The sequence below is a fragment of the Ruegeria sp. CDSB117 genome, from assembly GCF_059611005.1.
On record NZ_JBXWOS010000009.1, the window covers coordinates 98,940 to 123,166 of the forward strand.

At 61.2% G+C, this 24,227-nt stretch carries 20 protein-coding genes, 2 pseudogenes and 1 riboswitch; of the genes and pseudogenes, 18 read left to right on the forward strand and 4 right to left on the reverse strand.

Annotated features, from left to right (window positions below; translation table 11 throughout):
• Positions 1 to 42: 42 nt before the first annotated feature.
• Positions 43 to 2,376, forward strand: a pseudogene (locus tag AC2FJC_RS12125) (heavy metal translocating P-type ATPase).
• 39 nt (positions 2,377 to 2,415) lie between these two features.
• Positions 2,416 to 2,895, forward strand: a pseudogene (locus AC2FJC_RS12130) (DUF411 domain-containing protein).
• 586 nt (positions 2,896 to 3,481) lie between these two features.
• Here the strand turns inward: AC2FJC_RS12130 and AC2FJC_RS12135 are convergent.
• The 3 genes from AC2FJC_RS12135 to AC2FJC_RS12145 form a co-directional block, all read right to left on the reverse strand.
• The gene (locus tag AC2FJC_RS12135) at positions 3,482 to 4,774 is read right to left on the reverse strand and encodes a type II toxin-antitoxin system HipA family toxin (RefSeq protein ID WP_496739700.1); all 1,293 of its coding nucleotides are present in this window, start codon (positions 4,772 to 4,774) and stop codon (positions 3,482 to 3,484) included.
• Positions 4,774 to 5,019, reverse strand: a complete 246-nt coding sequence (locus tag AC2FJC_RS12140) for a helix-turn-helix domain-containing protein (RefSeq protein ID WP_496739701.1) — start codon at positions 5,017 to 5,019, stop codon at positions 4,774 to 4,776. Before AC2FJC_RS12140 ends, AC2FJC_RS12135 begins: the two co-directional genes overlap by 1 nt.
• 97 nt (positions 5,020 to 5,116) lie before the next feature.
• Positions 5,117 to 5,980, reverse strand: coding sequence for a hypothetical protein (locus tag AC2FJC_RS12145; RefSeq protein ID WP_496739702.1), 864 nt, complete (start codon positions 5,978 to 5,980; stop codon positions 5,117 to 5,119).
• A 693-nt stretch (positions 5,981 to 6,673) separates the two neighbouring features.
• Positions 6,674 to 6,883, forward strand: a riboswitch (cobalamin riboswitch).
• Between the two features lie 83 nt (positions 6,884 to 6,966).
• On the opposite strand from AC2FJC_RS12145, the gene AC2FJC_RS12150 reads away from it, so the two are divergent.
• From AC2FJC_RS12150 to cobJ, 7 genes are read left to right on the forward strand one after another with little or no spacing between them, the layout of a single operon-like run.
• Positions 6,967 to 7,356, forward strand: coding sequence for a DUF1636 family protein (locus AC2FJC_RS12150; RefSeq protein WP_496739703.1), 390 nt, complete (start codon positions 6,967 to 6,969; stop codon positions 7,354 to 7,356).
• Positions 7,353 to 8,408 (forward strand): cobalamin biosynthesis protein CobW, encoded by a 1,056-nt coding sequence (gene cobW, locus AC2FJC_RS12155; protein WP_496739704.1) that lies wholly within the window; start codon positions 7,353 to 7,355, stop codon positions 8,406 to 8,408. Before AC2FJC_RS12150 ends, cobW begins: the two co-directional genes overlap by 4 nt.
• A 3-nt stretch (positions 8,409 to 8,411) precedes the next feature.
• On the forward strand, positions 8,412 to 11,705 hold the full coding sequence (gene cobN / locus AC2FJC_RS12160) for a cobaltochelatase subunit CobN (RefSeq protein WP_496739705.1): 3,294 nt from the start codon (positions 8,412 to 8,414) through the stop codon (positions 11,703 to 11,705).
• On the forward strand, positions 11,702 to 12,829 hold the full coding sequence (locus AC2FJC_RS12165) for a ferredoxin-like domain-containing protein (RefSeq protein WP_496739706.1): 1,128 nt from the start codon (positions 11,702 to 11,704) through the stop codon (positions 12,827 to 12,829). The genes cobN and AC2FJC_RS12165 overlap by 4 nt, the downstream gene beginning before the upstream one ends.
• On the forward strand, positions 12,829 to 13,458 hold the full coding sequence (locus tag AC2FJC_RS12170) for a precorrin-8X methylmutase (protein WP_496739707.1): 630 nt from the start codon (positions 12,829 to 12,831) through the stop codon (positions 13,456 to 13,458). The genes AC2FJC_RS12165 and AC2FJC_RS12170 overlap by 1 nt, the downstream gene beginning before the upstream one ends.
• A complete protein-coding gene (locus AC2FJC_RS12175) occupies positions 13,455 to 14,183 on the forward strand; it encodes a precorrin-2 C(20)-methyltransferase (protein ID WP_282153727.1) in 729 nt (242 codons plus the stop codon). Before AC2FJC_RS12170 ends, AC2FJC_RS12175 begins: the two co-directional genes overlap by 4 nt.
• The gene (gene cobJ, locus AC2FJC_RS12180; protein ID WP_496739708.1) at positions 14,180 to 14,932 is read left to right on the forward strand and encodes a precorrin-3B C(17)-methyltransferase; all 753 of its coding nucleotides are present in this window, start codon (positions 14,180 to 14,182) and stop codon (positions 14,930 to 14,932) included. Before AC2FJC_RS12175 ends, cobJ begins: the two co-directional genes overlap by 4 nt.
• On the opposite strand, the gene AC2FJC_RS12185 is transcribed toward cobJ, so the two are convergent.
• A complete protein-coding gene (locus AC2FJC_RS12185) occupies positions 14,905 to 15,654 on the reverse strand; it encodes a cobalt-precorrin-6A reductase (protein ID WP_496739709.1) in 750 nt (249 codons plus the stop codon). The two genes, cobJ and AC2FJC_RS12185, sit on opposite strands and share 28 nt — an antisense overlap.
• Between AC2FJC_RS12185 and cbiE the strand changes: the two genes are divergently transcribed.
• From cbiE to AC2FJC_RS12230, 9 genes are all read left to right on the forward strand, one after another.
• A complete protein-coding gene (gene cbiE / locus AC2FJC_RS12190) occupies positions 15,653 to 16,852 on the forward strand; it encodes a precorrin-6y C5,15-methyltransferase (decarboxylating) subunit CbiE (protein ID WP_496739710.1) in 1,200 nt (399 codons plus the stop codon). The genes AC2FJC_RS12185 and cbiE overlap by 2 nt on opposite strands.
• Positions 16,849 to 17,217 (forward strand): cobalamin biosynthesis protein, encoded by a 369-nt coding sequence (locus tag AC2FJC_RS12195; RefSeq protein ID WP_282119913.1) that lies wholly within the window; start codon positions 16,849 to 16,851, stop codon positions 17,215 to 17,217. The genes cbiE and AC2FJC_RS12195 overlap by 4 nt, the downstream gene beginning before the upstream one ends.
• Positions 17,214 to 18,008 carry a precorrin-4 C(11)-methyltransferase gene (gene cobM / locus AC2FJC_RS12200; RefSeq protein WP_496739712.1) on the forward strand — a complete coding sequence of 265 codons (795 nt, stop codon included), beginning with the start codon at positions 17,214 to 17,216 and terminating at the stop codon, positions 18,006 to 18,008. The genes AC2FJC_RS12195 and cobM overlap by 4 nt, the downstream gene beginning before the upstream one ends.
• Positions 18,001 to 19,317, forward strand: coding sequence for a cobyrinic acid a,c-diamide synthase CobB (locus tag AC2FJC_RS12205; protein WP_496739713.1), 1,317 nt, complete (start codon positions 18,001 to 18,003; stop codon positions 19,315 to 19,317). The genes cobM and AC2FJC_RS12205 overlap by 8 nt, the downstream gene beginning before the upstream one ends.
• Positions 19,314 to 20,042: a uroporphyrinogen-III C-methyltransferase gene (cobA, locus tag AC2FJC_RS12210; protein ID WP_496739714.1), complete on the forward strand. Its 729-nt coding sequence runs from the start codon at positions 19,314 to 19,316 to the stop codon at positions 20,040 to 20,042. Before AC2FJC_RS12205 ends, cobA begins: the two co-directional genes overlap by 4 nt.
• Positions 20,035 to 20,778, forward strand: coding sequence for a precorrin-6A synthase (deacetylating) (cobF, locus tag AC2FJC_RS12215; RefSeq protein ID WP_496739715.1), 744 nt, complete (start codon positions 20,035 to 20,037; stop codon positions 20,776 to 20,778). The genes cobA and cobF overlap by 8 nt, the downstream gene beginning before the upstream one ends.
• Positions 20,779 to 20,878: 100 nt before the next feature.
• Positions 20,879 to 21,337 carry a DUF302 domain-containing protein gene (locus tag AC2FJC_RS12220; RefSeq protein WP_496739716.1) on the forward strand — a complete coding sequence of 153 codons (459 nt, stop codon included), beginning with the start codon at positions 20,879 to 20,881 and terminating at the stop codon, positions 21,335 to 21,337.
• A 78-nt stretch (positions 21,338 to 21,415) separates the two neighbouring features.
• Positions 21,416 to 23,035: a thiamine pyrophosphate-binding protein gene (locus AC2FJC_RS12225; RefSeq protein ID WP_496739717.1), complete on the forward strand. Its 1,620-nt coding sequence runs from the start codon at positions 21,416 to 21,418 to the stop codon at positions 23,033 to 23,035.
• Complete coding sequence (locus tag AC2FJC_RS12230; RefSeq protein ID WP_496739718.1) at positions 23,022 to 24,206, forward strand: CaiB/BaiF CoA transferase family protein; 1,185 nt, start codon at positions 23,022 to 23,024, stop codon at positions 24,204 to 24,206. The genes AC2FJC_RS12225 and AC2FJC_RS12230 overlap by 14 nt, the downstream gene beginning before the upstream one ends.
• Positions 24,207 to 24,227 lie beyond the last annotated feature (21 nt).

Here is a 24,227-nt window from a genome sequence, read left to right on the forward strand (position 1 = left end):
TGGAGGTGGCAAGCTGAAAAAAGACCGAAAGGCGGACAGACCATGGAACAAGATCACCACCACGCGGCACCCGACAAGCCATCGGGGGACGAGACGGCGAAAGACCCGGTCTGCGGGATGACGGTTGCAGTCAAGCCCGATGGACTTCACGCCGAGTTCCAGGGCGAGCCCTTCCATTTCTGTTCGGAGAAATGCCAGACGAAGTTCACGGCGGATCCGTAGTTCTACGCCTCGGGAAGGGCCGCCGGACAAAAGAAGGCCGCACCGGCCAACATCCAGTACACCTGTCCGATGCATCCCGAAATCGTGCGCGATGCACCAGGCGCCTGCCCGATCTGCGGCATGGCGTTGGAACCGATGGTGCCCTCCGACGAGCCCAGCGAGGAGCTGACAGACTTCACACGCCGGATGTGGATCTCGGCTGCCGCCGCGGTGCCGCTTATTATCCTGACGATGGGTGAACTGGTGGCGCTGCCGGTGCGCGACTGGATCGGGCACCGGGTTGCGGGCTATCTGGAATTCCTGCTGGCAACACCGATCGTGCTGTGGGCGGCGCTGCCGTTCTTCAAGCGCGGCTGGGACTCGATCGTGAACCGAAGCCCGAACATGTGGACGCTGATCAGCATCGGCGTGGCGGCGGCCTACCTCTACTCGATTGTCGCCACCTTCCTGCCAGGCGTCTTTCCGGAACAGTATCGGATGGGGCACGGCGTGGGGACGTATTTCGAGGCGGCGGTTGTGATCGTGACACTAGTCTTCGTGGGCCAGGTTCTCGAACTGCGCGCACGCGAGCGCACCGGGGATGCGATCCGCGCGCTCCTCGATCTCGCCCCAAAGACGGCGCGGCGTATCCTGCCAGACGGTACCGAATACGACGCGCCGCTGGAAAACATCATGGAGGGAGACCGGCTGCGCGTGCGACCCGGTGATGCGGTCCCGGTCGATGGGACGGTGATCGAGGGCCGGTCGTCGCTTGACGAGAGTATGCTGACGGGTGAGTCGATGCCCGTCGAGAAAGGCCCGGGCGATGCGGTGACCGGAGCGACGATCAACAAGAATGGCTCTCTGGTTATGGAGGCGGGAAAGGTCGGATCCGACACCGTGCTGGCGCAGATCGTCGCGATGGTGTCGAACGCGCGCCGCTCGCGCGCGCCGATCCAGGGTCTGGCTGACCGGGTGTCGGCGGTATTCGTGCCGACCGTGGTCGCCATAGCCGTCGTCGCCTTCATCGTCTGGCTGACCGTCGGCCCCGAACCTGCGCTGGTCTTCGCGATCGCTTCGGCGGTGTCCGTCCTGATCATCGCCTGCCCGTGCGCGCTTGGGCTGGCCACGCCGATCTCGATCACAACGGCAGCAGGACGCGGGGCACAGGCGGGCGTACTGATCAAGGACGCCGAGGCGCTGGAACGCATGGCGGCCGTCGATACGCTCATCGTGGACAAGACCGGCACTCTGACCTTGGGCAAGCCGAAGCTGACTGACACCGTGGCGCTGGCGGACGTTCCCGAGGCCGCCCTGCTGTCGCTGGCGGCGGCGCTGGAGCGCGGTTCGGAACACCCACTAGCCGAGGCGATCGTCGAGGGAGCCGAGACGCAGAGTGCCCCGCGTCAGGAGGCCACGGACTTCGGTGCCGTCACCGGCAAGGGCGTACAGGGCAGCGTCGGTGGGCGTGCGGTGGCGCTCGGCAACGCGGCGATGATGCGGGAGATGGGTCTGGACACGGGTGCGGCCGAGGCGCGCGCCGACACCCTGCGCGCCGAGGGCAAGACGGCGATGTTCGTCGCTTTCGATGGCGCGCTCGTCGGCATCGTGGCGGTCGCCGACCCGATCAAGGACTCGACCGCACAGGCGATCCGCGAACTTCATGCCCAGGGTCTGCGGGTCATTATGGCGACCGGCGACAACGAGCGCACGGCGCAGGCGGTGGCGGGCAAACTCGGGATCGACGAGGTGCGCTCGGGCGTGCTGCCCGAAGCCAAGAAAGACCTGATCGACCAGTTGCGTCGAGAGGGCCACAAGATCGCGATGGCGGGCGACGGGGTGAACGACGCGCCCGCGCTGGCCGCCGCGGATGTCGGCATCGCGATGGGCACGGGCGCGGATGTGGCGATGGAAAGCGCCGGCATCACCCTGCTGGGCGGTGACCTGATGGGCATCGTCCGGGCGCGCAAGCTCGCACGCGCCACTTTGCGCAACATCAAGCAAAACCTGTTCTTCGCCTTCGCTTACAACGCGCTTGGTGTCCCCATCGCAGCAGGACTGCTCTACCCCGTCACCGGCCTTCTCCTGTCGCCGATGATCGCGGCGGCGGCCATGAGCCTGTCCTCCGTCTCGGTGATCACCAACGCCCTACGGCTCAGGCGGGTCAATCTCTGACCTGCCAGTCCATACATGCGAACTCGAAAGGAAACGCAGATGACCCAGAACGCTTTTTCCCGCCGCACGCTTCTATTTGGCGGCGCCGCGCTGGTGGCTGCATCGCCCTTCAGGACCCTGGCGCTAGGCGCCGGTCCGGCGATCCACGTGATGAAGGATCCGAACTGCGGCTGCTGCTCGGCCTGGATCGAGATACCCGAAAACGATGGTTTCGCCGTAACGACCGAGGCGAGCCCCGGGACGCTTCTGATGCGCTACAAGCTGGACAACGGCATCACGTAGGAGATGGTCTCCTGCCATACGGGGCGCGTGAATGGCTACATGATCGAGCGCCACGTCCCTGTTGCCGACATTCGCCGTCTGCTGGTGGAACGCCCCGACGCGGTGGGCCTCGCAGTGCCCGGCATGCCCTACGGCTCGCCCGGGATGGGGCCGGAAAGCGAGCGCGAGGCCTATGACGTGTTCCTGATCCAGCGCGACGGATCGACCGAGGTGTTCACCTGCTACGCTGCCGCGTGACCTTGAAGCTGCGATTCCGCTTCTGATCAGGGACGAGAACACAGGCGTGCCTGCTCCCGCATCACGGCGTAATCGCTCAGAATCTCGGCGTTGGCGGATCCGTCCGGCAGAAAAGCCAACTCCTTGGCCATTGCTCGTCCCCGATGAACACTACGAGGCCCCGAAGAGTCCAATCTGTGCCAGCGCATCGAAACACCCGCTAAGGAGTGCGAAATCACGCGATCTAAACATGAACACACACTGCACACGACACCGCGCAAGCCACTGATATTCTACCGGAATTGCCACCATCCATCACTGAACAGGCGCATAGCACGTCTTCGAACGACCGCTTCGAACCGGACTACAGACCTTGGTGCAGAGCGCAGCATTCGGTAGTATGGGCTCTCACTTAGCCTTCGCTGCAATCCACCTTAAGGTCCGCATTGCCGCCCATCACATGGAAAACCCGCTGCATCGAATAGAGTGGGGCCTCTGCGACCTAACAATTGCGGCGTTCCCTGGATCCACATACGTGTTGTTGCAGGAACTCGGCCTGCCGCTCAATATGATCTACCTTTCATAAAGCGTAAATATGATCTGCGGATCATACGGCATGAAAGGCAGCCGCCCGACGTCGCACGCCAGCAACAATGGCTTCCGCCAATGGTTGTGGAAACTCATCCGGCAGGTCGGCTAGTGTTTTGTCCAGGGCGGGTTCAAGCTCTGTCGCGACGTTCGACAAGACCTCTTCCGCCAGCGCCACACCAAAACCTGCCGCCTTCGCAGCCTGCAGGAAATGACGCGGCACGACCTCGTTCATCCGGTAGTGCCCGTCGACCGCCATCGCGAGGCGCATCCGGTTCTGGCGAATTTGACCGTCATCCACGGCTTTCTGGGCGCTCAGCACATCATAAAGCGGGGTCATGCGGAAACCTCCGGGGCGCAATGCAATGCTGAAATTCTTCGCATGCCCATCTGTCGCCCCCAACAGCCAAAACAGCACCTGCGCGCGGAAGAAGGCGCGCTGATCTGCTTCAGGGTCATCACTACCAGTCAACAACCCGATCCCTTCAGTGATCCCCGGCCCGCCATCCATTTGGTATTTCTGGCTGGGTGGAACTGTGAGCGCCTGGCAAAAGTCTTCCTGCGGGAGGCGGATCAACCGGCCATCTTTGGTCCAGCGCCGATCGAACCGGGTCACAACAAGGCTCCGCACGTCCTCGAAGTCGGCAATCTCGACTTCAGCCACATCCATGCCCATGGCCCGACAGAGGTTCATGCAGAAAAATTCGTTCTCAACACTGTCAGACAAATCGATCCCTGCGGGCAGAACGCCAAGCTGCGTCTTGAGGATATGGGTCGTTGGGGTAAGCCCCGATGGACGGATCCACGCGCCCTCGTGGCGCAGCAGCGCTGTTTTCTCCTGCGCCCCTGCGATGGAAATGCGGAAGTCGTCTTCCTCGTCCAAGCCAAGGGGGGCACTTGCGAGGTTGCGCAGCAGATCCGCAATCTGTGCCTCGGAAACGGGCTCTCCCGCGAGTGCGCCAACCTCGGGGATCTCACCCGAAACGAACTGCAAGGCCCCCACACAATCGCGGCCGATCTTCTCCAGCATGTGCCACGCGTCTGTGCCGCCTGCGCGCACCCGGGCAGCGACGCGTTCACGTATCGCCTGATTGTCGGGCAACAGGTTTTCCAAGTAGGCGATAACAGGGCCGCCCTGGTGTGCCTCTTCACGCAAAGGCAGCGAAAGCGAGATGGGCATGACATGTTCCCATGCCAACCAGTCCGGATCATAGATAAAGCTGATCGCGCCTGAACCAGCGAGACGCACAGCCCCCACCAACCGTCCGTTCAGAAGCACTTGCATGGTGCCGCTACGCCCGTGTTTGGCCATCAGAAGATATCCTCAATCTGAAGCGAGCCACCGCGTTCCACCAATCGGAACTCAAGCCCAAGTGCCGCCATAACAGCGAGCACTGTGGCGAGCTTGGCTCCCGCGTCACCATTCTCGAGCGACGAAATCGTCGCGACGCGCAAATTCGTACGCGCGCTGATGTCGCTTTGAGTCCAGCCGCGCGCTTTGCGCGTCCGGCGAAGTGCCTCGCCGATCTGCTCGGCCGTTCGTGCTGTGAGGTCCATGATGTGGCTCCTTTTACGGCACAGCGTAAATTAAACCAAATTACGCTGCAACGTAAATATCTACTTTTTACGCCATGGCGTAACAATCGAGCCGCACTTATGCCTGCAGCCCCGCAGCTCGAACTTGCTCAGGCGTCACCAGCTTCGAAGCAATTAAGTCCTCGACCTGCCGGTTGGTGATGTGACGACACAGGGGGTGGCGTTCACGGATCCACTCGGCGAGGCTAGCGCGACCTTTGGCTTCGGCCTCTCGCGCCTTCTCACGGTCCGCCTGTATCTGGGCAAGCCCCTTCTCCCATCGGCGCATCCTGAACCAATTGTCCGAGAAACAGACCTTGCTGCGTGTATAGCCCTCGGTTTCCTTCGCATAGGCTTTGACCGCCTGCTGCAAGTCATCGGGCTTTACCCCGGCCTTCACGGCGGCTGCGATCAGGCGCAACGTAGTTCGTCGGTCTCGGATCCTGTCTTCGGGATAGGCCGCTAAGATCTTCTCAGCTTCAAGATCTTCAACCTCCTCCGCCGCCTCGCGCCTGCGCGTAGGTGGTTTATGGATGGTTTTAGGATGGTTTGGGGTCCACCTTGAACCCCGTACCCCGTTCACCGTGGACCCCGTACCGGGTTCAGGCTGGACGGGGTTCACAGTGACCCCCGTCTCAATGTCGGGCTCGGCCGTGGTTTCGAGCGCGGCCACGCGCTCCAGAACGATGCGGTAAATGACGGTGTAGCCATTCTTGCACTGCCGCCGCCCTGTCTCAATCAGAATGCCCTCGCGCAAGAAGTCGATGATGGTGCGCTTGACCGTGCTCTCGCTGAGCTCTGTGTGGCGCTGGATCGTCCCCTTGGAGCACCAGATGCCCGAGCCATCATCGCTCGCCTTGTCGGCCAGGAACATAATGATCTGCTTGCGCGCAGCGCTGCCAAAACGGCGCTCGGCGCATTCGTTTGCAACCGCCCAACTCATCAAATTATCCCAAGGTTAGAAACGATTTTGTGAGCATTCTGAATCGCAAAGAGCGTTGAAACTTTCGCTTTTTGTTCACTTTTTGTCAGGGGGTGTTTTGCACCCATAAGCCGTTGTTTTCGCTGCCTGTCTTTATGGATTGCAAATCCGTGTACACCGGTTCGATTCCGGTACTCGCCTCCACTTCTTTTCAAACACTTAGCTTTCTGCGCTGCTTTCGCAAATTCGGGCGTATACACTTGGGTATCATGTTCCTACTGGCTTCTGGAACAGCATAACCGTCGCCGTTGATGTCCGGGGTTAAATGTCGAAGCGGTTTGAAAGTAATGCCACACGTGCCAAATCTTTTCCCGCTAACAAACGGCGCGACGCACAATGCGTCAGTGGTAGAGGGATGTGCTTTGTCTTTGTCGCGCCTTTGCCCGCTTCCTTAATATTGCCCAAAGGTTCGCACAGAACGCGATTGCCCAAGTCGCGCCTGTTGCGATTGCCGGTCCAGCGATTCCGTTTGCACAACCGCACTACCTGATTGCCAAGCACGGAAGCGCTCAATCATCCGCGGCTGCGGGGCTGTTTTGCGCCTGGCTTCGTGATCGGATCGCATCGGATGCCGCTGACTGACTTCGGCTGGTCGCTTTTCTGACGTAACCGGTTTTCAAACCCTGGTCGTGCTTGACAAGCCCCCTGCCCGTGCCGCATGTCGCATGCGTTGGTGTCCATCCTCGGATGGATGAAAAGGGAATGTGCCAGCGATGTCATCGCCAAGCACAGCCGCCCCCGCGACCGTGACCGGAGAGGGTGCCCAAAGCCACTGGCCCAATAGGCCGGGAAGGCGGGACATCCGACAGGGCAAACGCTCTGACATCCGCAAGCCGGGAGACCTGCCAGCACCCGAAGTTGAAACCGGGCGGGGTGTTCCGGTGTCGGGTCCATGTCGCACACGTGGCCCGCATGAAACCCCGTCCCCCGTACAAAGGATTAGGGGGATGAGAGACGTGACCGAGACCGCACCAGTTGAATTGCTGGTCTGCACGACATGCCGCCGTGGGTTGCCCATCGAAGATGACGCCCAGCGACCCGGCACTTTGCTGCACAAAGCGCTTGAACAGGCGGGCTTGCCTGACGGCGTGGACCTGAAGCCGGTGGAATGCCTGTCGAACTGTGATCAGGGATGTTCGATCGTTTTGCGTGGTGGCTCGTCCCGATGGACCTTTATTTATGAAAACCTCGACGAGACCGACCACGTCGAGACCATCGTCGAAGGCGTCACCAAATATCTGGCCGCTGAAGACGGTCTGGTGAAATGGCGTGAGCGCCCCGAACATTTCCGCAAAAACTGTGCGGCCCGCATTCCCCCGATTGGAGCCCTGAAATGAGCAATCTCGAAAAACTCCCCGTCACTGTGATCACCGGCTTTCTGGGCTCGGGCAAAACTACGCTGGTCAAGCACCTGATGCAGAACCCGCAGGGCAAGCGTCTGGCTGTGGTCGTCAATGAGTTCGGCGATGTGGGTGTGGATGGCGATATCCTGAAATCCTGCGCCATCCCGGATTGCCCGGCGGAAAACATCATGGAATTGGCTAACGGATGCATCTGTTGCACTGTGGCCGATGATTTCATCCCGACCATCGAAGCCTTGATGGCGCTGGAGCCGCGTCCTGATCACATCCTGATCGAAACGTCCGGTCTCGCCCTGCCCAAACCGCTGCTCAAGGCGTTTGATTGGCCCGATATCCGCTCGAAAATCACCGTTGATGGTGTGATCGCTCTGGCGGACGCCGAGGCCGTCGCCGCTGGGCGTTTCGCACCAAATGTCGAAGCCGTGGACGCCCAGCGCCTAGCTGACGACTCGATCGACCACGAAACGCCCCTGTTTGAGGTGTTCGAGGATCAGATCTCCTGCGCGGATATCATCCTGCTGACCAAGCCCGATCTGGCTGGCCCCGAAGGCGTGGTGAAGGCCAAAGGGATCATCGCCGCCGAAGCTCCCCGCCCCCTGCCCGTAGTGGAAGTCGCCGAAGGCGCCGTGGACGTCCGCGTCGTATTGGGCCTCGAAGCCGCCGCCGAGGATGACATGGACGCGCGCCCGTCGCATCACGACGGCCACCACGACCACGAACACGACGATTTCGAAAGCATCATTGTCGAGTTGCCCGAACAGACCGACCCGGCGGAACTGGTCGCCAATATCGAACGTCTGGCCAATGAGCTGAACATCCTGCGCGTCAAAGGCTATGCCGCCGTTCAGGGCAAACCCATGCGTCTGCTGGTGCAGGCCGTTGGTGCCCGCGTACGTCACCAGTATGACCGCCCGTGGGAACCCGGTGAAGAGCGCCGTTCGCGTCTGGTGGTCATCGCCGAACACGACGACATCAAAGAGGCCGCGATCCGCGATATCCTCGTGGGCGTGACCGAGGCCGCCGAGTAAGCCATGCACGTCGTCTTCCGCGAAAGCCACGGGCTCGAGGAAACCGAGACCCCGACCGATCTGGGCCAAAGTCCGGCGGATCTGGTGGTGCTGTCCTTTTCGGACAGTGACCTTGGTGCTTTCGCGGCGGGCTGGCATCGCGGTGGCGGGGCCGAAGGGCGAATGCCGACAATGCGGCTGGCCAACCTGACAGCACTGAAACACCCGTTGTCCGTCGACACTTATGTCGAGCAAACGCTCGAGGGCGCCAAGGGCATTCTGATCCGTTTGATCGGCGGCGTGCCTTACTGGTCCTATGGCTTGCAGCAAGTTCTGGCGCTGGCGCAATCCAAGGGGATCGCACTGGCCGTCCTACCTGCCGATGGGCGTGAGGATACGCGGCTGGATGATTACTCCACCCTGCCCGTCTCAACCCTGCGGCGGCTTGCGCATCTGTGTGACACCGGCGGCGAAGTCGCGGCGCAAGCGGCCTTGGCGCAAATGGCGCTTGCGGCGGGGCTTTATGCCGGGCCGGTGATGGGCGCTAAGACCTTGCCAGAGTGCGGTGCGTGGTGCCCGGATCGTGGCGTAATCCCGGTCGAAACAGCATTCTCGAGCGACGCGAGGCGTATCCTCGTGACCTTCTACCGGGCTTATCTGACATCTGCAGACACCGCCCCGGTCGCAGCCCTGATCCGCCGATTGCGGGAACGCGGGTTCGAAGCAGTAGGTATGTTCGCCCCCTCGCTAAAAGCACCTGCCGCCGCCGATTGGCTGCGCGGGAACATCGCCGCCATTAAACCGTCGGCCATTATCAACGCCACTTCCTTCTCGGGCAAAGGCGCATCGGGTACATCGCCGCTGGACGCTGCCGATGTTCCGGTGTTTCAGGTTGCTCTCGCAACGTCCCGCCGCAAAGCCTGGGCCGAGGCGGAACGCGGTCTTTCGCCCGCTGATTTGGCTATGCACGTTGTCCTGCCTGAAGTGGACGGGCGAATTTCTGCAGGCATTGCCTCGTTCAAGGAACCGGGCAAGCGTGACCCGCATCTGGAGTATTCACGTTTTGCCCACCGGGCTGAACCGGAACGGATCGAGGCCATCATCGACCGTGTCGTCGGCTGGCTGAACCTGAACGACAAGCCCAAAGGGGATCAGGTGCCCGCCTTGGTGCTGTCCACCTATCCCGGCAAGGATTGGCAGATGGCCCATGCGGTGGGCCTCGATGCTTTGGCCTCGGCCGAGGCGATGCTGGCCGACCTGCAAGGCGAAGGGTATGACACCGCTCCTGCCCAGCCGATTTCTGATACGTTGTTGGACGCGCGGATTACGTGGTCGCTTGGCGAATATCTGACTGCGCTAGCAGAATTGCCGGAACAACTGCGCGCAGACCTCGAAATCGTCTGGGGCAAGCCCGAGGATGATCCGGCCTTTGCAGATGGCGCGTTCCACTTCACCGCCCTGCGCCGCGGCAAGGCGCTGGTCGCGTTGCAACCTGAACGCGGCACACCCGAGTTGCGTGATGACGATTATCATGACCTGTCGCGTACCCCGCGCCACAGCTACGTGGCCTTCTACCTTTGGCTGCGCAAAGGTCTTAGTGCGGATGCGCTGATCCATATCGGCGCGCACGGCACGCTGGAATGGCTGCCCGGCAAGTCGGTCGCGCTGTCCAACGAATGCTGGCCCGAAGCGCTGATCGGCGACCTGCCTGTCATTTACCCCTTCATCGTCAACGACCCTGGCGAGGCCGCGCAGGCCAAGCGCCGGATCGGGGCGGTCACGCTGGGTCATATCCCACCGCCGATGAGAGAAAGCGGTACCCCGGATCGGATGGTTCGGCTGGAATCGCTGCTGGACGAATTCTCGAACGCTGATGGCTTGGACCCCAAACGTCGCGACCGCCTGCAAGAAGATATCCGGGACGAAGCGCAAGCCATCGGGCTGGAGAGCGACCTTGGCCTCGATCAGGCCACCTGCATCGCCGAGGCGATCACTCGCATCGACCGTTTCGTCTGTGACATCAAAGAAAGCCAGTTCGGCGACGGGTTGCATATCTTTGGACGTGTGCCCGAAGCCACCGCCAATTTTGACACGGCTCCTTCTGCCCATGCCGAACGCCGGGCATTGATCGACGCGCTGGCTGGCAAACGGATCGAGGCAGGCCCGTCCGGGTCCCCCTACCGCGGACGGTCAGACGTGCTGCCCACCGGGCGCAATCTGTATACCACCGATCCGCGCTCAGTCCCCACCCGTGCAGCCTATACCCAAGGCGTCAAGCTGGCAGAAGAATTGGTGCGGCGACACCTGCAGGAAGAGGGCGATTATCCCAAGGGGCTGATCGTTGATCTCTGGGGTTCAGCCACGATGCGCACGGCGGGCGAAGAGTTTGCCATGGCGCTGCACTTGCTGGGCGTCAAACCCGTTTGGGACAAAGGGTCCGAGCGGGTGTCGGGCATCGAAGTGCTGCCCATCACTGACCTCAGCCGCCCGCGTCTGGACGTGACGTTGCGTGTCTCAGGCTTGTTCCGCGATGTGTTCCCGACCCTTTCGGCGCTTTATGGTCAAGCTGTTCGCGCGTTGTCGGAACGCGATGAAGCGCCAGACTGGAACCCATATGCCGGGCAGGCCCCGGCAGCGCGCGTCTTTGGCCCGGCACCGGGCAGCTATGGCGTGAACATGACCCAGCTGTCCGAAATCTATACGGATGAGGCCCGCGCGCAGGCGGGTAAGGCATGGCTTGAGGCCAGTTCTTTCGCTTTGGAAGGCGAACACATCACACAGGATATGGACGGCATTACCCAACGGGTCACGAATGCCGACAGTTTCGTGCACCTGCAGGATCTGACCGAAACCGATCTGCTGTTGGCCAACGACTATGCCACGCACGAGGCTGGTTTCGCCGCCGCCAAGAAAGTCACTGGTGGTACGGCGCAGCTATACCATCTGGACAACACCAACCCGGATAGCCCGCGCGCCCGAACGTTGCCTGAAGAAATCAGCCGTGTGGTTCATGCGCGTGCCGCCAACCCGAACTGGATTGCAGGCATGCAAAGGCATGGCTTCCGAGGCGCTGCCGAAATTGCGGCGACACTGGATCACATGGCCTCTTTCGCCCATCTGTCAGGCACGGTCGCGCCGCATCTGTTCGACCTCTATCACGACGCCACTTTGGGCGACGCCGAGGTCGACGCGTTTTTGCAAGAGGCCAACCCGCGCGCGTATCAGGCCATGCAGGACAGGTTCCGCGCGTTGTTGGACGCGGGCCTTTGGAACACCCGCCGCAACTCAATCCGGGCCGATCTGGAGGGGCTGGGATGAGCGCCCCGGTCGTTCAGGGTTGGTGCCCCGGTGCGCATCGGCCGATGATGTCGGGCGATGGTCTGGTGGTTCGGGCGCGCCCGCGTCTGGCCCGTTTGAGCGCGGAACAAACACGTGGTCTTTGTGAGTTGGCCGAGCAATTTGGCAATGGCACGATCGACCTGACCAACCGCGCCAATTTACAGCTGCGCGGGGTAAAAGAAGACGATCATCAAGCATTGCTGGCCGAGCTGGCCGCGCTGAACCTTTTGGATGCTGAGCCCGGTATTGAAATGCGCCGCAATATCCTGGTGTCGCCCCTATACCGATCAAGTGATCGAACCGCACATCTGACACAGGAACTGATCGACCGGTTGGAGGAATTGCCGACTCTGCCCGCCAAATTCGGCTTTGCCATCGACACTGGCCCCAAGCGCCTGTTGGCGGCGGATTCGGCCGATATCCGGGTCGAGGCAGGCACTGATGGCCTCATCCTGCGCGCCGACGGGGCCAAGACTGGCTGCCGGGTCACAGAAACCAACGCAATTGACCGGCTTATCGCCTTGGCCGGATGGTTTTCCGAACGTTTCACGCCAGAAACCCGCCGCATGGCGCGGGTGGCCGCGACGCAGGATTTGCCAGCGGAGTGGCAAGGCAGCGCGCCCGGTGACATCGGCACACCGCCGCAGCCCGGCGTCTGCGATCTGGGTGTGTTGTATGGCGCGGTGTTCGGACAATTGCCGGCGCGACAGCTCTCTGACCTCATTGCAGACAGCGGGGCGTCTGCCTTGCGGGTCACCCCATGGCGGCTGATTCTGCTGGAAGGCGGGGCGGCGATACAAGCACCGGACTTTGTCATAGATGGCACCGACCCGCTGATGACAACCGATGCCTGCCCCGGCGCACCGTTCTGCCCGCAAGCTCAGGTGGAAACCCGCGAAGTTGCCCGCGTCTTGGCCGCCCAAATCCCAGGAAGTTTGCATGTATCCGGTTGCGCCAAAGGCTGTGCCCGTATGGGTCCGGCAAATGTCACACTGGTCGGCAACGACGGACGATTTGATCTTGTCAAAAACGGTCGCGCGGGGGATGAGCCGTCCCAACGCGGGCTGACACCCGAAACACTTATGACTATGGACCTCACCTGATGCCCTATGAATACGAAACCGACGGCGCAGCGATCTATAAGCAAAGCTTTGCCACAATCCGGTCCGAGGCCAATCTGGCGCGTTTTGACGCTGATGAAGAGCAGGTTGCGGTTCGCATGATCCACGCCGCCGGAATGGTCGGTTTGGAAGAATTCGTACATTTTTCGCCGGGCTTCGTGCCAGCCGCACGGACCGCGTTGGAGAATGGCGCACCAATCCTGTGCGATGCACGGATGGTCAGCGAAGGCGTGACCCGGTTCCGCCTTCCCGCCGACAATCCGGTGATCTGCACCCTGCATGACGAGCGCGTACGCCCGTTGGCAGCTGAGATGAGCAATACCCGCTCTGCCGCCGCGCTGGAGCTGTGGCGTCCACATCTGGAAGGCGCTGTGGTCGCGATCGGCAATGCGCCGACCGCGCTGTTTCATCTGCTGAATATGCTGGAGGACCCCGACTGCCCACGCCCGGCCGCCATCATCGGCTGCCCGGTGGGCTTTGTCGGTGCCGTTGAATCCAAGGACGCATTGTGGGAGGCACAGCCCGTGCCCTCTTGCATTGTCAAAGGCCGTCTGGGCGGCAGCGCCATCACCGTCGCCGCGATAAACGCCATTGCGAGCCGCGCCGAATGAGTGGCGGCAAGATATACGGCGTGGGCCTTGGCCCCGGTGATCCGGACCTGATGAGCGTGCGGGCCGACCGCCTGCTGCGCAATGCGCGCCACGTCGCGTTCTTTCGCAAGCCGGGTCGCAGCGGTCAGGCACGCAAGATCGTCAATGGTATGATCCCGGACAGTGCTGTTGAGTTTCCCATGGAATACCCAGTCACTACGGAAATTCCACTGGATGATCCGCGCTATAACGAATTGCTCTCTGCCTTTTACAAGGACTGCGCCGGGCACTTGAAGGCTCTGTCGGATCAGGGCGAGGACGTGGTGGTATTGTGCGAGGGCGATCCGTTTTTCTATGGGTCTTTCATGCATCTTTACAGCCGCTTGCGCGATCAGGCTGATGTAGAGGTTGTGCCAGCCATTACCGGCATGTCCGGCGCATGGACAGCAACGGGTAACCCGATCACCTGGGGCGATGATGTGCTTACAGTACTGGTCGGCACCCTGCCGGAAGAAGATCTGGCAATTCGCATGGCGCAGACTGACGCCCTGGTTGTCATGAAAATCGGACGCAATATCGACAAGGTGAAGCGCGCGCTGAAAACAGCCGGTTTGTATGACCGCGCATGGATTGTCGAGTTTGCGCAGATGCCGAACCAAGTGGTGACGAAACTGTCCGAGGCATGCGAAAAGGTGACGCCCTATTTCTCGATCATCATCGTGCATGGTCAGGGACGGCGGCCATGAGCGGTTGGGTCAAGATTGCGGGCCTGGGGCCTGGTAACGAAGATCTTATAACCCCCGAGGTTTCAGCTGCGTTGATGGATGCCACGGACGTGGTCGGCTATATCCCCTATGTCGCACGCGTGGCGGAACGCCCCGGGTTGACGCTGCATGCTAGCGACAACCGGGTCGAGATCGACCGTTCCCAACACGCGTTGCAGATGGCGGCTGAGGGCAAGCGCGTGGTCGTTGTGTCCTCGGGTGATCCCGGGGTCTTCGCGATGGCCGCCGCAGTATTTGAGGCGCTGGAAAATGGCCCCGCTAAGTGGCGCAAAATCCCCATCGAAGTGCTGCCGGGGATCACCGCGATGCTAGCGGCATCCGCGCGAGCCGGGGCACCACTGGGACATGATTTTTGCGCCATCAACCTCAGCGACAATCTGAAACCCTGGTCGCTGGTTGAAAAACGTCTTCGACTTGCGGCGCAGGCGGATTTCGCGATGGCGTTTTATAACCCACGCTCGAAATCCCGCCCGGAAGGCTTTGTGAAAACACTGGAAATCCTACGCGAAGAATGTGAGCCCGAACGCTTGATCCTGTTCGCGCGCGCCGTATCCCGCGTTGATGAGGCGATCCGGATTTCGACACTGGCCGAGGCGACACCTGACATGGCCGACATGCAAACCGTCGTCATTGTCGGGTCATCCCTGACGCGCGTCATCAACCGTGACAGCGCGCCGATCGTCTATACCCCGAGGTTCACCCCGGAATGAGCCAACCAGTCCAGAACCTGCGTCACGTTCGACAATTCGGTCCTTTGCGGAAGGGGCGGCCTGTCGATCATCAACACCGGTACGCCCATCGCGCGCGCGGCATCCAGCTTGGCGCGTGCACCGGTACCGCCAGAGTTCTTGGACACAACCAGTTCAATGCCATGCTGCAGCATCAACGCCCGGTCCCCTGCTTCGGTGAAAGGTCCGCGCGACACGATCGCCTCGCAATCGGGCAGCGGCAGTGCATCCGGTTCATCCACCAGCCTCAGCAAGAAGTGATGTTGGGACTGAGCCGCGAAATCTTCAAGATGCAGGCGGCCAACGGCCAGAAAAACACGCCGCTTAGGACCTCTCAAAGCGGCAACTGCCGCGTCAATGTCAGAAACGTGCTGCCAACGATCTCCGTCTTGCGCGCGCCATGCCGGACGGGTCAAAGCGGCCAGGGGCACCCCGGCCTCGCGACACGCGGAAATGGCGTTTGTGCTTATTTGCGCGGCAAAGGGATGGGTGGCATCAACCACATGAGTGATCGCGTTGTCCGTCAGGTAACGGGCCAGGCCTTCAGCACCTCCGAACCCTCCAACACGCACCGGCAGGGGCTGCGGTCTTGGATTGTCTACCCGACCGGCATAGGAATAGGTTGCCGGGATGCCCTGATCGGCCAAGGTTTTGGCCAGTGCATTGGCCTCGGTCGTGCCACCAAGGATCAGGAGGTTGGTCATGCATGAAGCTCCGTGGCTAAGCGTTCTGGGCTTGGGCGAAGATGGACCGGATGGCCTGTCGCCTGCAAGCCGTCAAGTGCTGGAGCGTGCCGAAATCATCATGGGCCCGCCGCGCCATTTGTCACTGATCCCCGACACAGGCGCGCAACAGGTGGAATGGCCCGTGCCCTTTTCCGACGGCCTGCCGATCCTGAACGGGTTTCGCGGACGGCCAACGGTTGTTCTGGCCTCGGGCGATCCGTTTTGGTTCGGTGCAGGTTCGGTAATCGCGCGCAATTTCGACGCCGGAGAATGGACAGCCCATCCGGGTCAGTCCACCTTTTCACTGGCTGCGGCACGTCTGGGCTGGCCGTTGGAAAGTACGCAGACATTCGGTCTGCACGCCGCTCCGCTGACCCGTCTGCGCCCGCATCTTTCGCCTGGATTGCGCGCCATTCTGTTGCTGCGCAACGGCGCTGCGGTGGCCGAGCTTGCGACATATCTGAACGAAACAGGGTTTGCCGATACGCAGTTGCACGTGATGGAGGCCCTTGGCGGTCCCCGCGAACGGTCGCGCAGCGTGTCGCTGACCGAAGCCCTGCTGGGCGGGTTCGACCATCCCGTCTGCGTTGGGCTTGAAGTTGCGGGTGAAGGTCAGGCGCTGCCCAAGGCCTCGGGTAAGCCGGATGATATCTTCGAGAATGATGGCCAGATCACCAAACGCCCCGTGCGGGCGCTGACCCTGTCGGCACTGGCCCCCAAGCGCGGCGAGCATCTGTGGGATATCGGCGGCGGCACCGGCTCGATCAGCATCGAGTGGCTGATGTGCGACCCGACCCTGACCGCAACCACGATCGAACCCCGCGAGGATCGCGCGGACCGCATTCGCCGAAATGCCGACACGTTAGGGCAAGACCGGCTGCAAGTTGTGCATGGCACAGCGCCAACCGCACTGGACGGCCTTGGGTTTCCGGATGTGGTATTCATCGGCGGCGGCCTGAGTACCGAATTGCTGAATTGGTTGCACACCGCCCTGCCCGCCGGCACCAGGTTGGTCGCCAATGCTGTGACGCTGGAAAGCGAAGCCTTACTGGCGCAATGGCACGAAAAACTAGGCGGAGAACTTTTGCGCATCGAACTGGCGCAAGCTTCGGCACTGGGACCTCGGCGTGGTTGGAAATCCGCATATCCGGTGGTGCAGTGGAGCGTAATCCTATGATCATCGCAGGTTTGGGGTTTTCATCAACTGCGACCGTGGACAGCCTGCGCGCTGCATTTGAGCGGGCCAGCGTTGGGCAAAACGTCGACGCGCTGGCCACTGTTGCCGACAAGGAAGGTCACGCCGCGCTGTCCGAGTTTGCCGCAGAGACTGCCCTGCCCCTGCATTTCATCGCTGCTGCCGATCTGGCGGGACAGAGCACTCTCACATGCTCGAACCGCAGCCGTGCCACCTATGGCACCGGCAGCGTAGCTGAAGCATCCGCCCTTGCCGCCGCCGGAACAGGTGCGCGGCTGACCTCACCCAGACAGATTTCGGACGACCGGCTTGCAACCTGCGCCGTCGCCATCGGAGGACAAACATGACCGTTCATTTCATCGGCGCCGGACCCGGCGCTGCCGACCTTCTGACCCTGCGAGGGCGTGATATCATCGCGTCGTGCCCGGTGTGCCTGTATGCAGGATCGCTGGTGCCCGAGGAAATTCTGGCCCACTGCCCCGAGGGCGCAAAGATCATCAACACCGCGCCAATGGATCTGGATCAGATCATGGCCGAGATTGAGGCGGCGCATAAGGCTGGCCATGACATTGCACGTCTGCATTCCGGCGACCTGTCGGTTTGGTCGGCAATGGGTGAACAGATCCGGCGATTGAAAGAGATGGGTATTCCGGTCAGCGTGACCCCCGGTGTACCGTCCTTCGCCGCAGCGGCTGCTTCGCTGGGAACGGAACTGACGTTGCCCGGATTGGCGCAATCTGTGGTCCTGACCCGGACGCCCGGTCGCGCGTCCTCAATGCCTGGAGGCGAAACGCTTAAAAACTTTGCCCGGACCGGCGCGACGCTGGCCATTCACCTGTCGATTGGAAATCTAGACAGTGTAATCGAGGACCTTACCCCGGCCTATGGAGCAGACTGCCCCGTTGCAGTGGTGTATCGCGCCAGCTGGCCTGATGAACGGATCATTCGCGCCACATTGGCGACCCTGAAAGACGCGCTGGACGAAAGTATTTCCCGGACCGCTCTGATCATGGCCGGTCCTGCCCTTGCGGGCGAAGGCTTTGACGAAAGCTGTTTGTATTCAAAAGATTATGACCGCCGGTATCGCCCGCAAAGCGCGGACAGCCCGTGGTCAAGCTGGAGTCACGGCGATGACTAACCCGCCGGGATTGCTTGTTTCCGCGCCTTCGTCGGGGACGGGAAAAACCACTGTCATGCTGGGCCTTCTGCGCGCACTGGCCGAGGATGGCCTGACGGTACAGCCATTCAAGAGTGGCCCGGACTATATCGACCCTGCCTTTCACCGCGCTGCTGCCGGGCGCGCCTCGTTCAATCTGGACAGCTGGGCGATGACCGATCCGCTGCTGAACGCGATTTCTGCCCAAGCCGAGGGCGCGGATATCGTCGTGGCCGAAGGTTCGATGGGCCTGTTCGACGGCGTCGCCAAGCCCGGCGAAATCGGACATGGGTCCAGCGCCGAAACCGCGCAGCGAATGGGCTGGCCCGTGGTTTTGGTGCTGGATGTGGGCGGTCAGGCGCAATCTGCGGCGGCCACTGCGCTGGGATTTCGGATGTACAATCCCGACCTGCCCTTCGCCGGTGTGATCCTGAACCGCTGCGCCAGCCCACGCCACGAACGCCTGACCCGATTGGGTATGGAGCGAGCAGGATTGCCGGTTCTGGGCGTGTTGCCCCGGCGCGGAGACCTGACCCTGCCCGAGCGGCATCTTGGCCTGATCCAAGCGGTCGAGCACCCAGATCTGGAAAGCGCGATTGCCGGGTATGCCGCGTTCCTTCGCGAACACGTGGACCTCGAAGCGATCAAGGCTGCGGCTTCCTCAGGCCCGAATGGGCCATCGTCAGCCGCGCTGCCGCGCCCCCCGGCGCAGCGGATCGCGCTGGCACGGGATGCAGCATTTTCGTTCACCTATCCGCATTTGCTGGAAGGTTGGCATGCAGCCGGGGCGGAAGTCCTTCCGTTTTCACCGCTGGCCGACGAAGCGCCCGCTTCGGATGCCGATCTGGTCTGGCTGCCTGGCGGTTATCCTGAACTGCACGCGGGCACTCTGGCCGCTGCCGACACATTCCTGAACGGTCTACGCAAACATGCCGAGACAAAGCCCGTTCATGGCGAGTGCGGCGGGTATATGGCCTTGGGAGACGCGCTGGTCGACAAAGAAGGGGTCCGGCATCAGATGGCGGGTCTGCTTGGGCTTGTGACGTCCTATGAGAAGCGCAAGTTCAATCTTGGGTATCGCAAGGCGCAATTGTTGGCCCCTATGCCGGGTTTTGCTGCCGATGCGACATTGCGTGGCCATGAGTTTCACTATTCTTCGATCCTCGAGCAACCCGACGCACCTTTGGCGCGGGTGTTCGATGCTGAAGGGGTTGAGGGACCACAAACCGGATCAATTCGCGGCAACGTGACCGGAACATTCTTTCACCTGATCGCTGAGGCCCAGGCATGAGCGGTTTCGTTTCGTTCATTGGCTCCGGTCCCGGAGATCCGGAGCTGCTGACGCTTAAGGCCGTGGACCGGATGAAAAAGGCAGACGCGGTGCTGTTCGATGACCTCAGCAGTGGCCCAATCCTGAACCATGCGCATCAGGACGCAGACCTTGTTGGGGTCGGCAAACGCGCCGGTCGCCCGTCACCGAAACAAGACCACGTCAGCCGCCTGTTGGTGGACTATGCCAAAACCGGTGCCCGCGTCGTGCGACTGAAATCAGGCGATGGCGGTCTGTTTGGACGTCTGGAAGAAGAACTGGTGGCGCTACGCGAGGCCGGGATTGAATACGAGATCATCCCCGGCATCCCCTCGGCGGTTGCCGCGGCGGCAGCGGCTGGCATTCCCCTGACGCGGCGGCTCACGGCGCGCCGCGTACAATTCGTCACCGGCCACGATGTCAGTGGGGAGCTGCCCGATGATCTGAATTTGACCGCGCTTGCCGACCCAGATGCCACCACGGTTGTGTTCATGGGCAAGCGCACATTTCCTTTACTGGTGAAGGCACTGAACGAACATGGTTTGCCATTGAAAACACCGGCTTTGATGGCTGAATCCGTCTCAACCCCGGATCAGGTACTACACCGATCCACGGTTGGTGAGTTGGCGGACAAGCTGGGTGCTGAGATCGGCACGGCCCCTGCCCTAATCCTTTACGGCCCGCTTGCAGAGACTGATGATGTTTGACCTGACCCTGATCGGTATTGGCACCGGCAATCCGGACCACCTGACGTTTCAAGGCGCTAGTGCCATTCGGGACGCAGATCTGATCCTGATCCCGCGCAAGGGCGAGAACAAGGCCGATCTGGCCGGTTTGAGGGAAGAGATTATCGCGCAGGTGACCGACACCGCGCCACAGATCGCATATTTTGATATTCCCAAACGACGCGCCGATGATGGCTATCTGCGCGGCGTTGATGAATGGCACGATGCCATCGCTCTGCGGTGGCAGGAGGCGATCGCGGCGCACCCTGATGCAAAGCGGGTAGCTCTTTTGATCTGGGGCGATCCGTCGCTTTATGACAGTTCGCTGCGCATCGCCTCACGACTGAAGCCCCAACCGGAAACACGTGTGATCCCCGGCATCACTGCGCTGCAGGCATTGACGGCGGCGCATGCGATACCGATCAACGATCTGGGCGCGCCGTATGTCGTGACCACAGGTCGGCGCATTCGGGATGAAGGCTGGCCGCTAAACGCCTCAAAAGTGGCTGTTATGCTGGACGGCGAGTGTTCGTTTCAAAGCCTTGAGATGGCCGACTACGAAATCTGGTGGGGCGCTTATGTGGGGATGAAGGAAGAAATCCTGATCCACGGTCCTTTGGCTGATATGGCGTCGCAGATTATCGAAACACGGGCAAAAGCGCGGGCGGATCATGGCTGGATCATGGACATTTATCTGCTGAAAAGGCGCCTGGCCTGATCCGAAAGCATCCACTGCGGCTGCTACCCACGGGATTGTGACTGCGCGAAATACGAGTTTCTGGCATCAACTTCGCACCCGTACCCATGAGGACAGCGCAATGAAGGCTATTTCGACCGTACTGTGTTTGCTGACCCTTCCCGCGCTGGCGCAAGAGGCACTGCCAGGCTGGGCCGTTCATTCGACCGCCAAAAGCTATCAAGCGTTGGTCGCGGATACGAAGGCCGCGGTCAAAGAAAACGGTCTGATTGTTGTAACGCAGGCCGGGCCCACCAAGGCGGCAGCGGCCCGTGGCATCATCATTCCCGGAAACTTAGTGATCGGTGCCTTTAACAACGACTATGCAGTTCGGGTTCTGGAAACCTCGGTCAACGCAATGATCGAAGCGCCCATCCGGTTCTATGTGACCGAAAATGCGGACGGCACGGCGACTTTGTCCTACAAAACCCCAAGCCATGTCTTTGCCCCCTATGCCCAGCAAGGCGGTGAGCCACTGCAAGAAATTGCGGCGGAACTGGATGAAAAGTTTCAGGCCGTGGCGGAATCCGCAGTCAATTAGTCACACTGCCGTGAACCTGCTTGCGTCCGGGCGCGTCCTCCGCAATCTGCAATGACGTATTATTTCGGAGCATAACTAATGCAGGACCTTTCGCCCCGCGCCGCGGACCTTTTGGCCCAAAGACTTTACGAGGCCGGATGCCGCCATGCCTTTGGTATGCCCGGTGGCGAGGTTCTGACGTTGGTGGATGCGCTGGAACAGGCGGGGATCACCTTTCACCTGACCAAGCACGAAAACGCCGCCGGTTTCATGGCCGAAGCCGTGCATCACCGCGACGGTGCACCTGCCATTCTGGTGGCGACGCTTGGCCCCGGTGCGATGAACGGGATCAACGTGGTCGCCAACGCCTTGCAAGACCGGGTGCCGATGATCGTGCTGACCGGTTGCGTCGATGCGGATGAAGCGCTGACTTATACCCATCAGGTTATGGATCACTCACAGGTCTATCGCTCGATCACCAAAGGAACCTTTAAACTGACGGCACAGGGCGCGGATATCGTGGCAGACAAGGCCGTATCGCTGGCCAACCAGTCGCGCCCCGGGCCGGTGCATATCGACGTTCCGATCTCGGTTGCGGATATGCGTGTGTCCGGCGTTAAGAAGCGGCGACTTGTCAGGGCTGCAGCCGTCGCGCCAGAGGGCAATTGCCTTGAAAAAGCGCGCCGTTGGGTGGCTGACGCGGAACGTCCCATTGCGATTGTGGGGCTGGACGTGCTGTATGACGGGTCGCGCAATATCGTGCAGGCGTTTCTGGAACATTTTGGCATCCCCTTTGTCACGACTTACAAAGCCAAGGGAGTTGTGGCTGAAGATCACCCCCTGTGCCTTGGCGGGGCCGGATTGTCACCGCTGGCCGACAAACACCTTTTGCCGCTGGTCGAACAAACCGATCTAGTCTTGTGCCTTGGCTACGACCCTATTGAGATGCGCCCAGGCTGGCGCGAGGTCTGGGACCCCGAAGAAAAGCGCGTTATCGACATCTCGGCTGTGATCAATGACCACTATATGCATCAGGCCAGCCTGAATATGGTCGCCGATACGGGTGCTACGTTGGAGGCCATGGCAAAGGGCAACCCTGCCCGCGATACGTGGCCGGGCGGTGAACCCGCACAGGTCAAAGCTGCGCTGGCTCAGGCGTTCCCGACCGACGAGGAATGGGGTCCCGCCGCCGTCATCGCCGAAACCCGTGCAACCCTGCCTGCCGAAACACTGGCTACGGCCGACAGCGGCGCGCATCGTATCTTGCTGAGTCAGATGTGGGATTGTTCCGAGGAACGCGGACTGATCCAGTCCTCGGCGCTGTGTACCATGGGCTGCGCCGTGCCAATGGCGATTGGTCTGAAACTGGCCGAACCAAACCGCCCGGTTATCAGTTTTTCGGGCGACGCCGGGTTCCTGATGGTCGCCGGAGAGCTGTCGACCGCCGCCGAAATGGGCGGAAACCCGATCTTTCTGGTCTTTGTCGATGCAAGCCTCGCGTTGATCGAGCTGAAACAACGTCAGCGCCAGATGGGCAACAGAGGTGTCGATTTCGACCGCCATGACTTTGCCGCCATGGGCCGGGCGTTTGGCGGCAACGGTCACACCGTTCGAAACCGCGAGGAACTGCGCACTGCCCTGAATGAGGCGTTGAAGGCCAACTCTTTCACCGTGATTGCCGCCGAAATTGATCGTGGAGGCTATGATGGCCGGATCTGAAGGACCGCTGAAGGGCGTCAAAGTCCTGGACCTCAGTCGCATTTTGGCCGGACCGACCTGCACGCAGTTGCTTGGCGATCTGGGGGCCAGCGTGATCAAGATCGAAAACCCCGCGACCAGCGGGGATGACACCCGCCAATGGGGCCCTCCTTACGTCGAAGACGCGCAAGGCAACCGGTCCGATCTAAGCGCTTATTTCATGTCGGCCAACCGCAACAAGAAATCCGTGGCTATCGACATCACCACGACCGAGGGGCAATCTGAAATCAAACGGTTGGCCTCGCATGCGGACATTCTGATCGAGAACTTCAAACCCGGCGGATTGGCGAAATACGGTCTGGACTACGCCACGTTGTCGCAAGACTTTCCCAGCCTAGTCTATTGCTCGATATCGGGTTACGGCCAGACCGGGCCAAATGCGTCCAAGCCGGGCTATGACCTGATGGCGCAGGGGTACGGTGGGATCATGTCGCTGACAGGCGAACCCGATGGCGCGCCGATGAAGGTGGGCGTGGGCATCGCCGATGTTATGTGCGGAATGTACGCAAGTGTCGGCATTCTGGCCGCCCTGCGCCACCGCGATCAGACCGGCGAAGGCCAGCAGATTGATCTGGCGCTGGTGGATGCGCAGATTGCGTGGTTGATCAACGAAGGGGTGAACTACCTGACCTCGGGAAACGTGCCCCAAAGGCGCGGCAACGGACACCCAAATATCGTGCCCTATGACGTCTATGAAACCGCCGATGGCCACGTCATTCTGGCCGTTGGCAATGACAGTCAGTTCCGACGCTTCTGTGAATGCATCGAGCACCCCGATCTGGCTGATGACCCCCGTTTCGCCACCAACCCCGCCCGGCTGGAATATCGTGACGCATTAAACGCCGTGCTGCGTCCGGTGGTGAAGACCCACGCGTCTGAGACCATGATTGCGCAGCTCGAGGCCCGCAAAGTTCCGGTTGGCCCGGCACAGACTTTGGATCAGGTTTTTGCAACCGATCAGGTCGAAGCCCGCCAGATGCAGATCGCGATGCAGGCCGAACCGGGCGACGTTCAACTGATCGGGAATCCGCTGAAACTGTCGCGCACACCTGTAACATATCGGGCTGCCCCGCCCGTCTTTGGGGCCGATACGCAGGCCGTTTTACGCGCTAAAAACCCCTTTGACGATTGAAACACTGTGCCCGTTTCGGCG

Coding starts and splice junctions, on each gene's coding strand:
- AC2FJC_RS12135 (WP_496739700.1), bottom strand. CDS start 4,774: ATGGCCAAACACGGGCGTAGCGGCACCATGCAAGTGCTTCTGAACGGA.
- AC2FJC_RS12140 (WP_496739701.1), bottom strand. CDS start 5,019: ATGGACCTCACAGCACGAACGGCCGAGCAGATCGGCGAGGCACTTCGC.
- AC2FJC_RS12145 (WP_496739702.1), bottom strand. CDS start 5,980: ATGAGTTGGGCGGTTGCAAACGAATGCGCCGAGCGCCGTTTTGGCAGC.
- AC2FJC_RS12150 (WP_496739703.1), top strand. CDS start 6,967: ATGAGAGACGTGACCGAGACCGCACCAGTTGAATTGCTGGTCTGCACG.
- cobW (WP_496739704.1), top strand. CDS start 7,353: ATGAGCAATCTCGAAAAACTCCCCGTCACTGTGATCACCGGCTTTCTG.
- cobN (WP_496739705.1), top strand. CDS start 8,412: ATGCACGTCGTCTTCCGCGAAAGCCACGGGCTCGAGGAAACCGAGACC.
- AC2FJC_RS12165 (WP_496739706.1), top strand. CDS start 11,702: ATGAGCGCCCCGGTCGTTCAGGGTTGGTGCCCCGGTGCGCATCGGCCG.
- AC2FJC_RS12170 (WP_496739707.1), top strand. CDS start 12,829: ATGCCCTATGAATACGAAACCGACGGCGCAGCGATCTATAAGCAAAGC.
- AC2FJC_RS12175 (WP_282153727.1), top strand. CDS start 13,455: ATGAGTGGCGGCAAGATATACGGCGTGGGCCTTGGCCCCGGTGATCCG.
- cobJ (WP_496739708.1), top strand. CDS start 14,180: ATGAGCGGTTGGGTCAAGATTGCGGGCCTGGGGCCTGGTAACGAAGAT.
- cbiE (WP_496739710.1), top strand. CDS start 15,653: ATGCATGAAGCTCCGTGGCTAAGCGTTCTGGGCTTGGGCGAAGATGGA.
- AC2FJC_RS12185 (WP_496739709.1), bottom strand. CDS start 15,654: ATGACCAACCTCCTGATCCTTGGTGGCACGACCGAGGCCAATGCACTG.
- AC2FJC_RS12195 (WP_282119913.1), top strand. CDS start 16,849: ATGATCATCGCAGGTTTGGGGTTTTCATCAACTGCGACCGTGGACAGC.
- cobM (WP_496739712.1), top strand. CDS start 17,214: ATGACCGTTCATTTCATCGGCGCCGGACCCGGCGCTGCCGACCTTCTG.
- AC2FJC_RS12205 (WP_496739713.1), top strand. CDS start 18,001: ATGACTAACCCGCCGGGATTGCTTGTTTCCGCGCCTTCGTCGGGGACG.
- cobA (WP_496739714.1), top strand. CDS start 19,314: ATGAGCGGTTTCGTTTCGTTCATTGGCTCCGGTCCCGGAGATCCGGAG.
- cobF (WP_496739715.1), top strand. CDS start 20,035: ATGTTTGACCTGACCCTGATCGGTATTGGCACCGGCAATCCGGACCAC.
- AC2FJC_RS12220 (WP_496739716.1), top strand. CDS start 20,879: ATGAAGGCTATTTCGACCGTACTGTGTTTGCTGACCCTTCCCGCGCTG.
- AC2FJC_RS12225 (WP_496739717.1), top strand. CDS start 21,416: ATGCAGGACCTTTCGCCCCGCGCCGCGGACCTTTTGGCCCAAAGACTT.
- AC2FJC_RS12230 (WP_496739718.1), top strand. CDS start 23,022: ATGGCCGGATCTGAAGGACCGCTGAAGGGCGTCAAAGTCCTGGACCTC.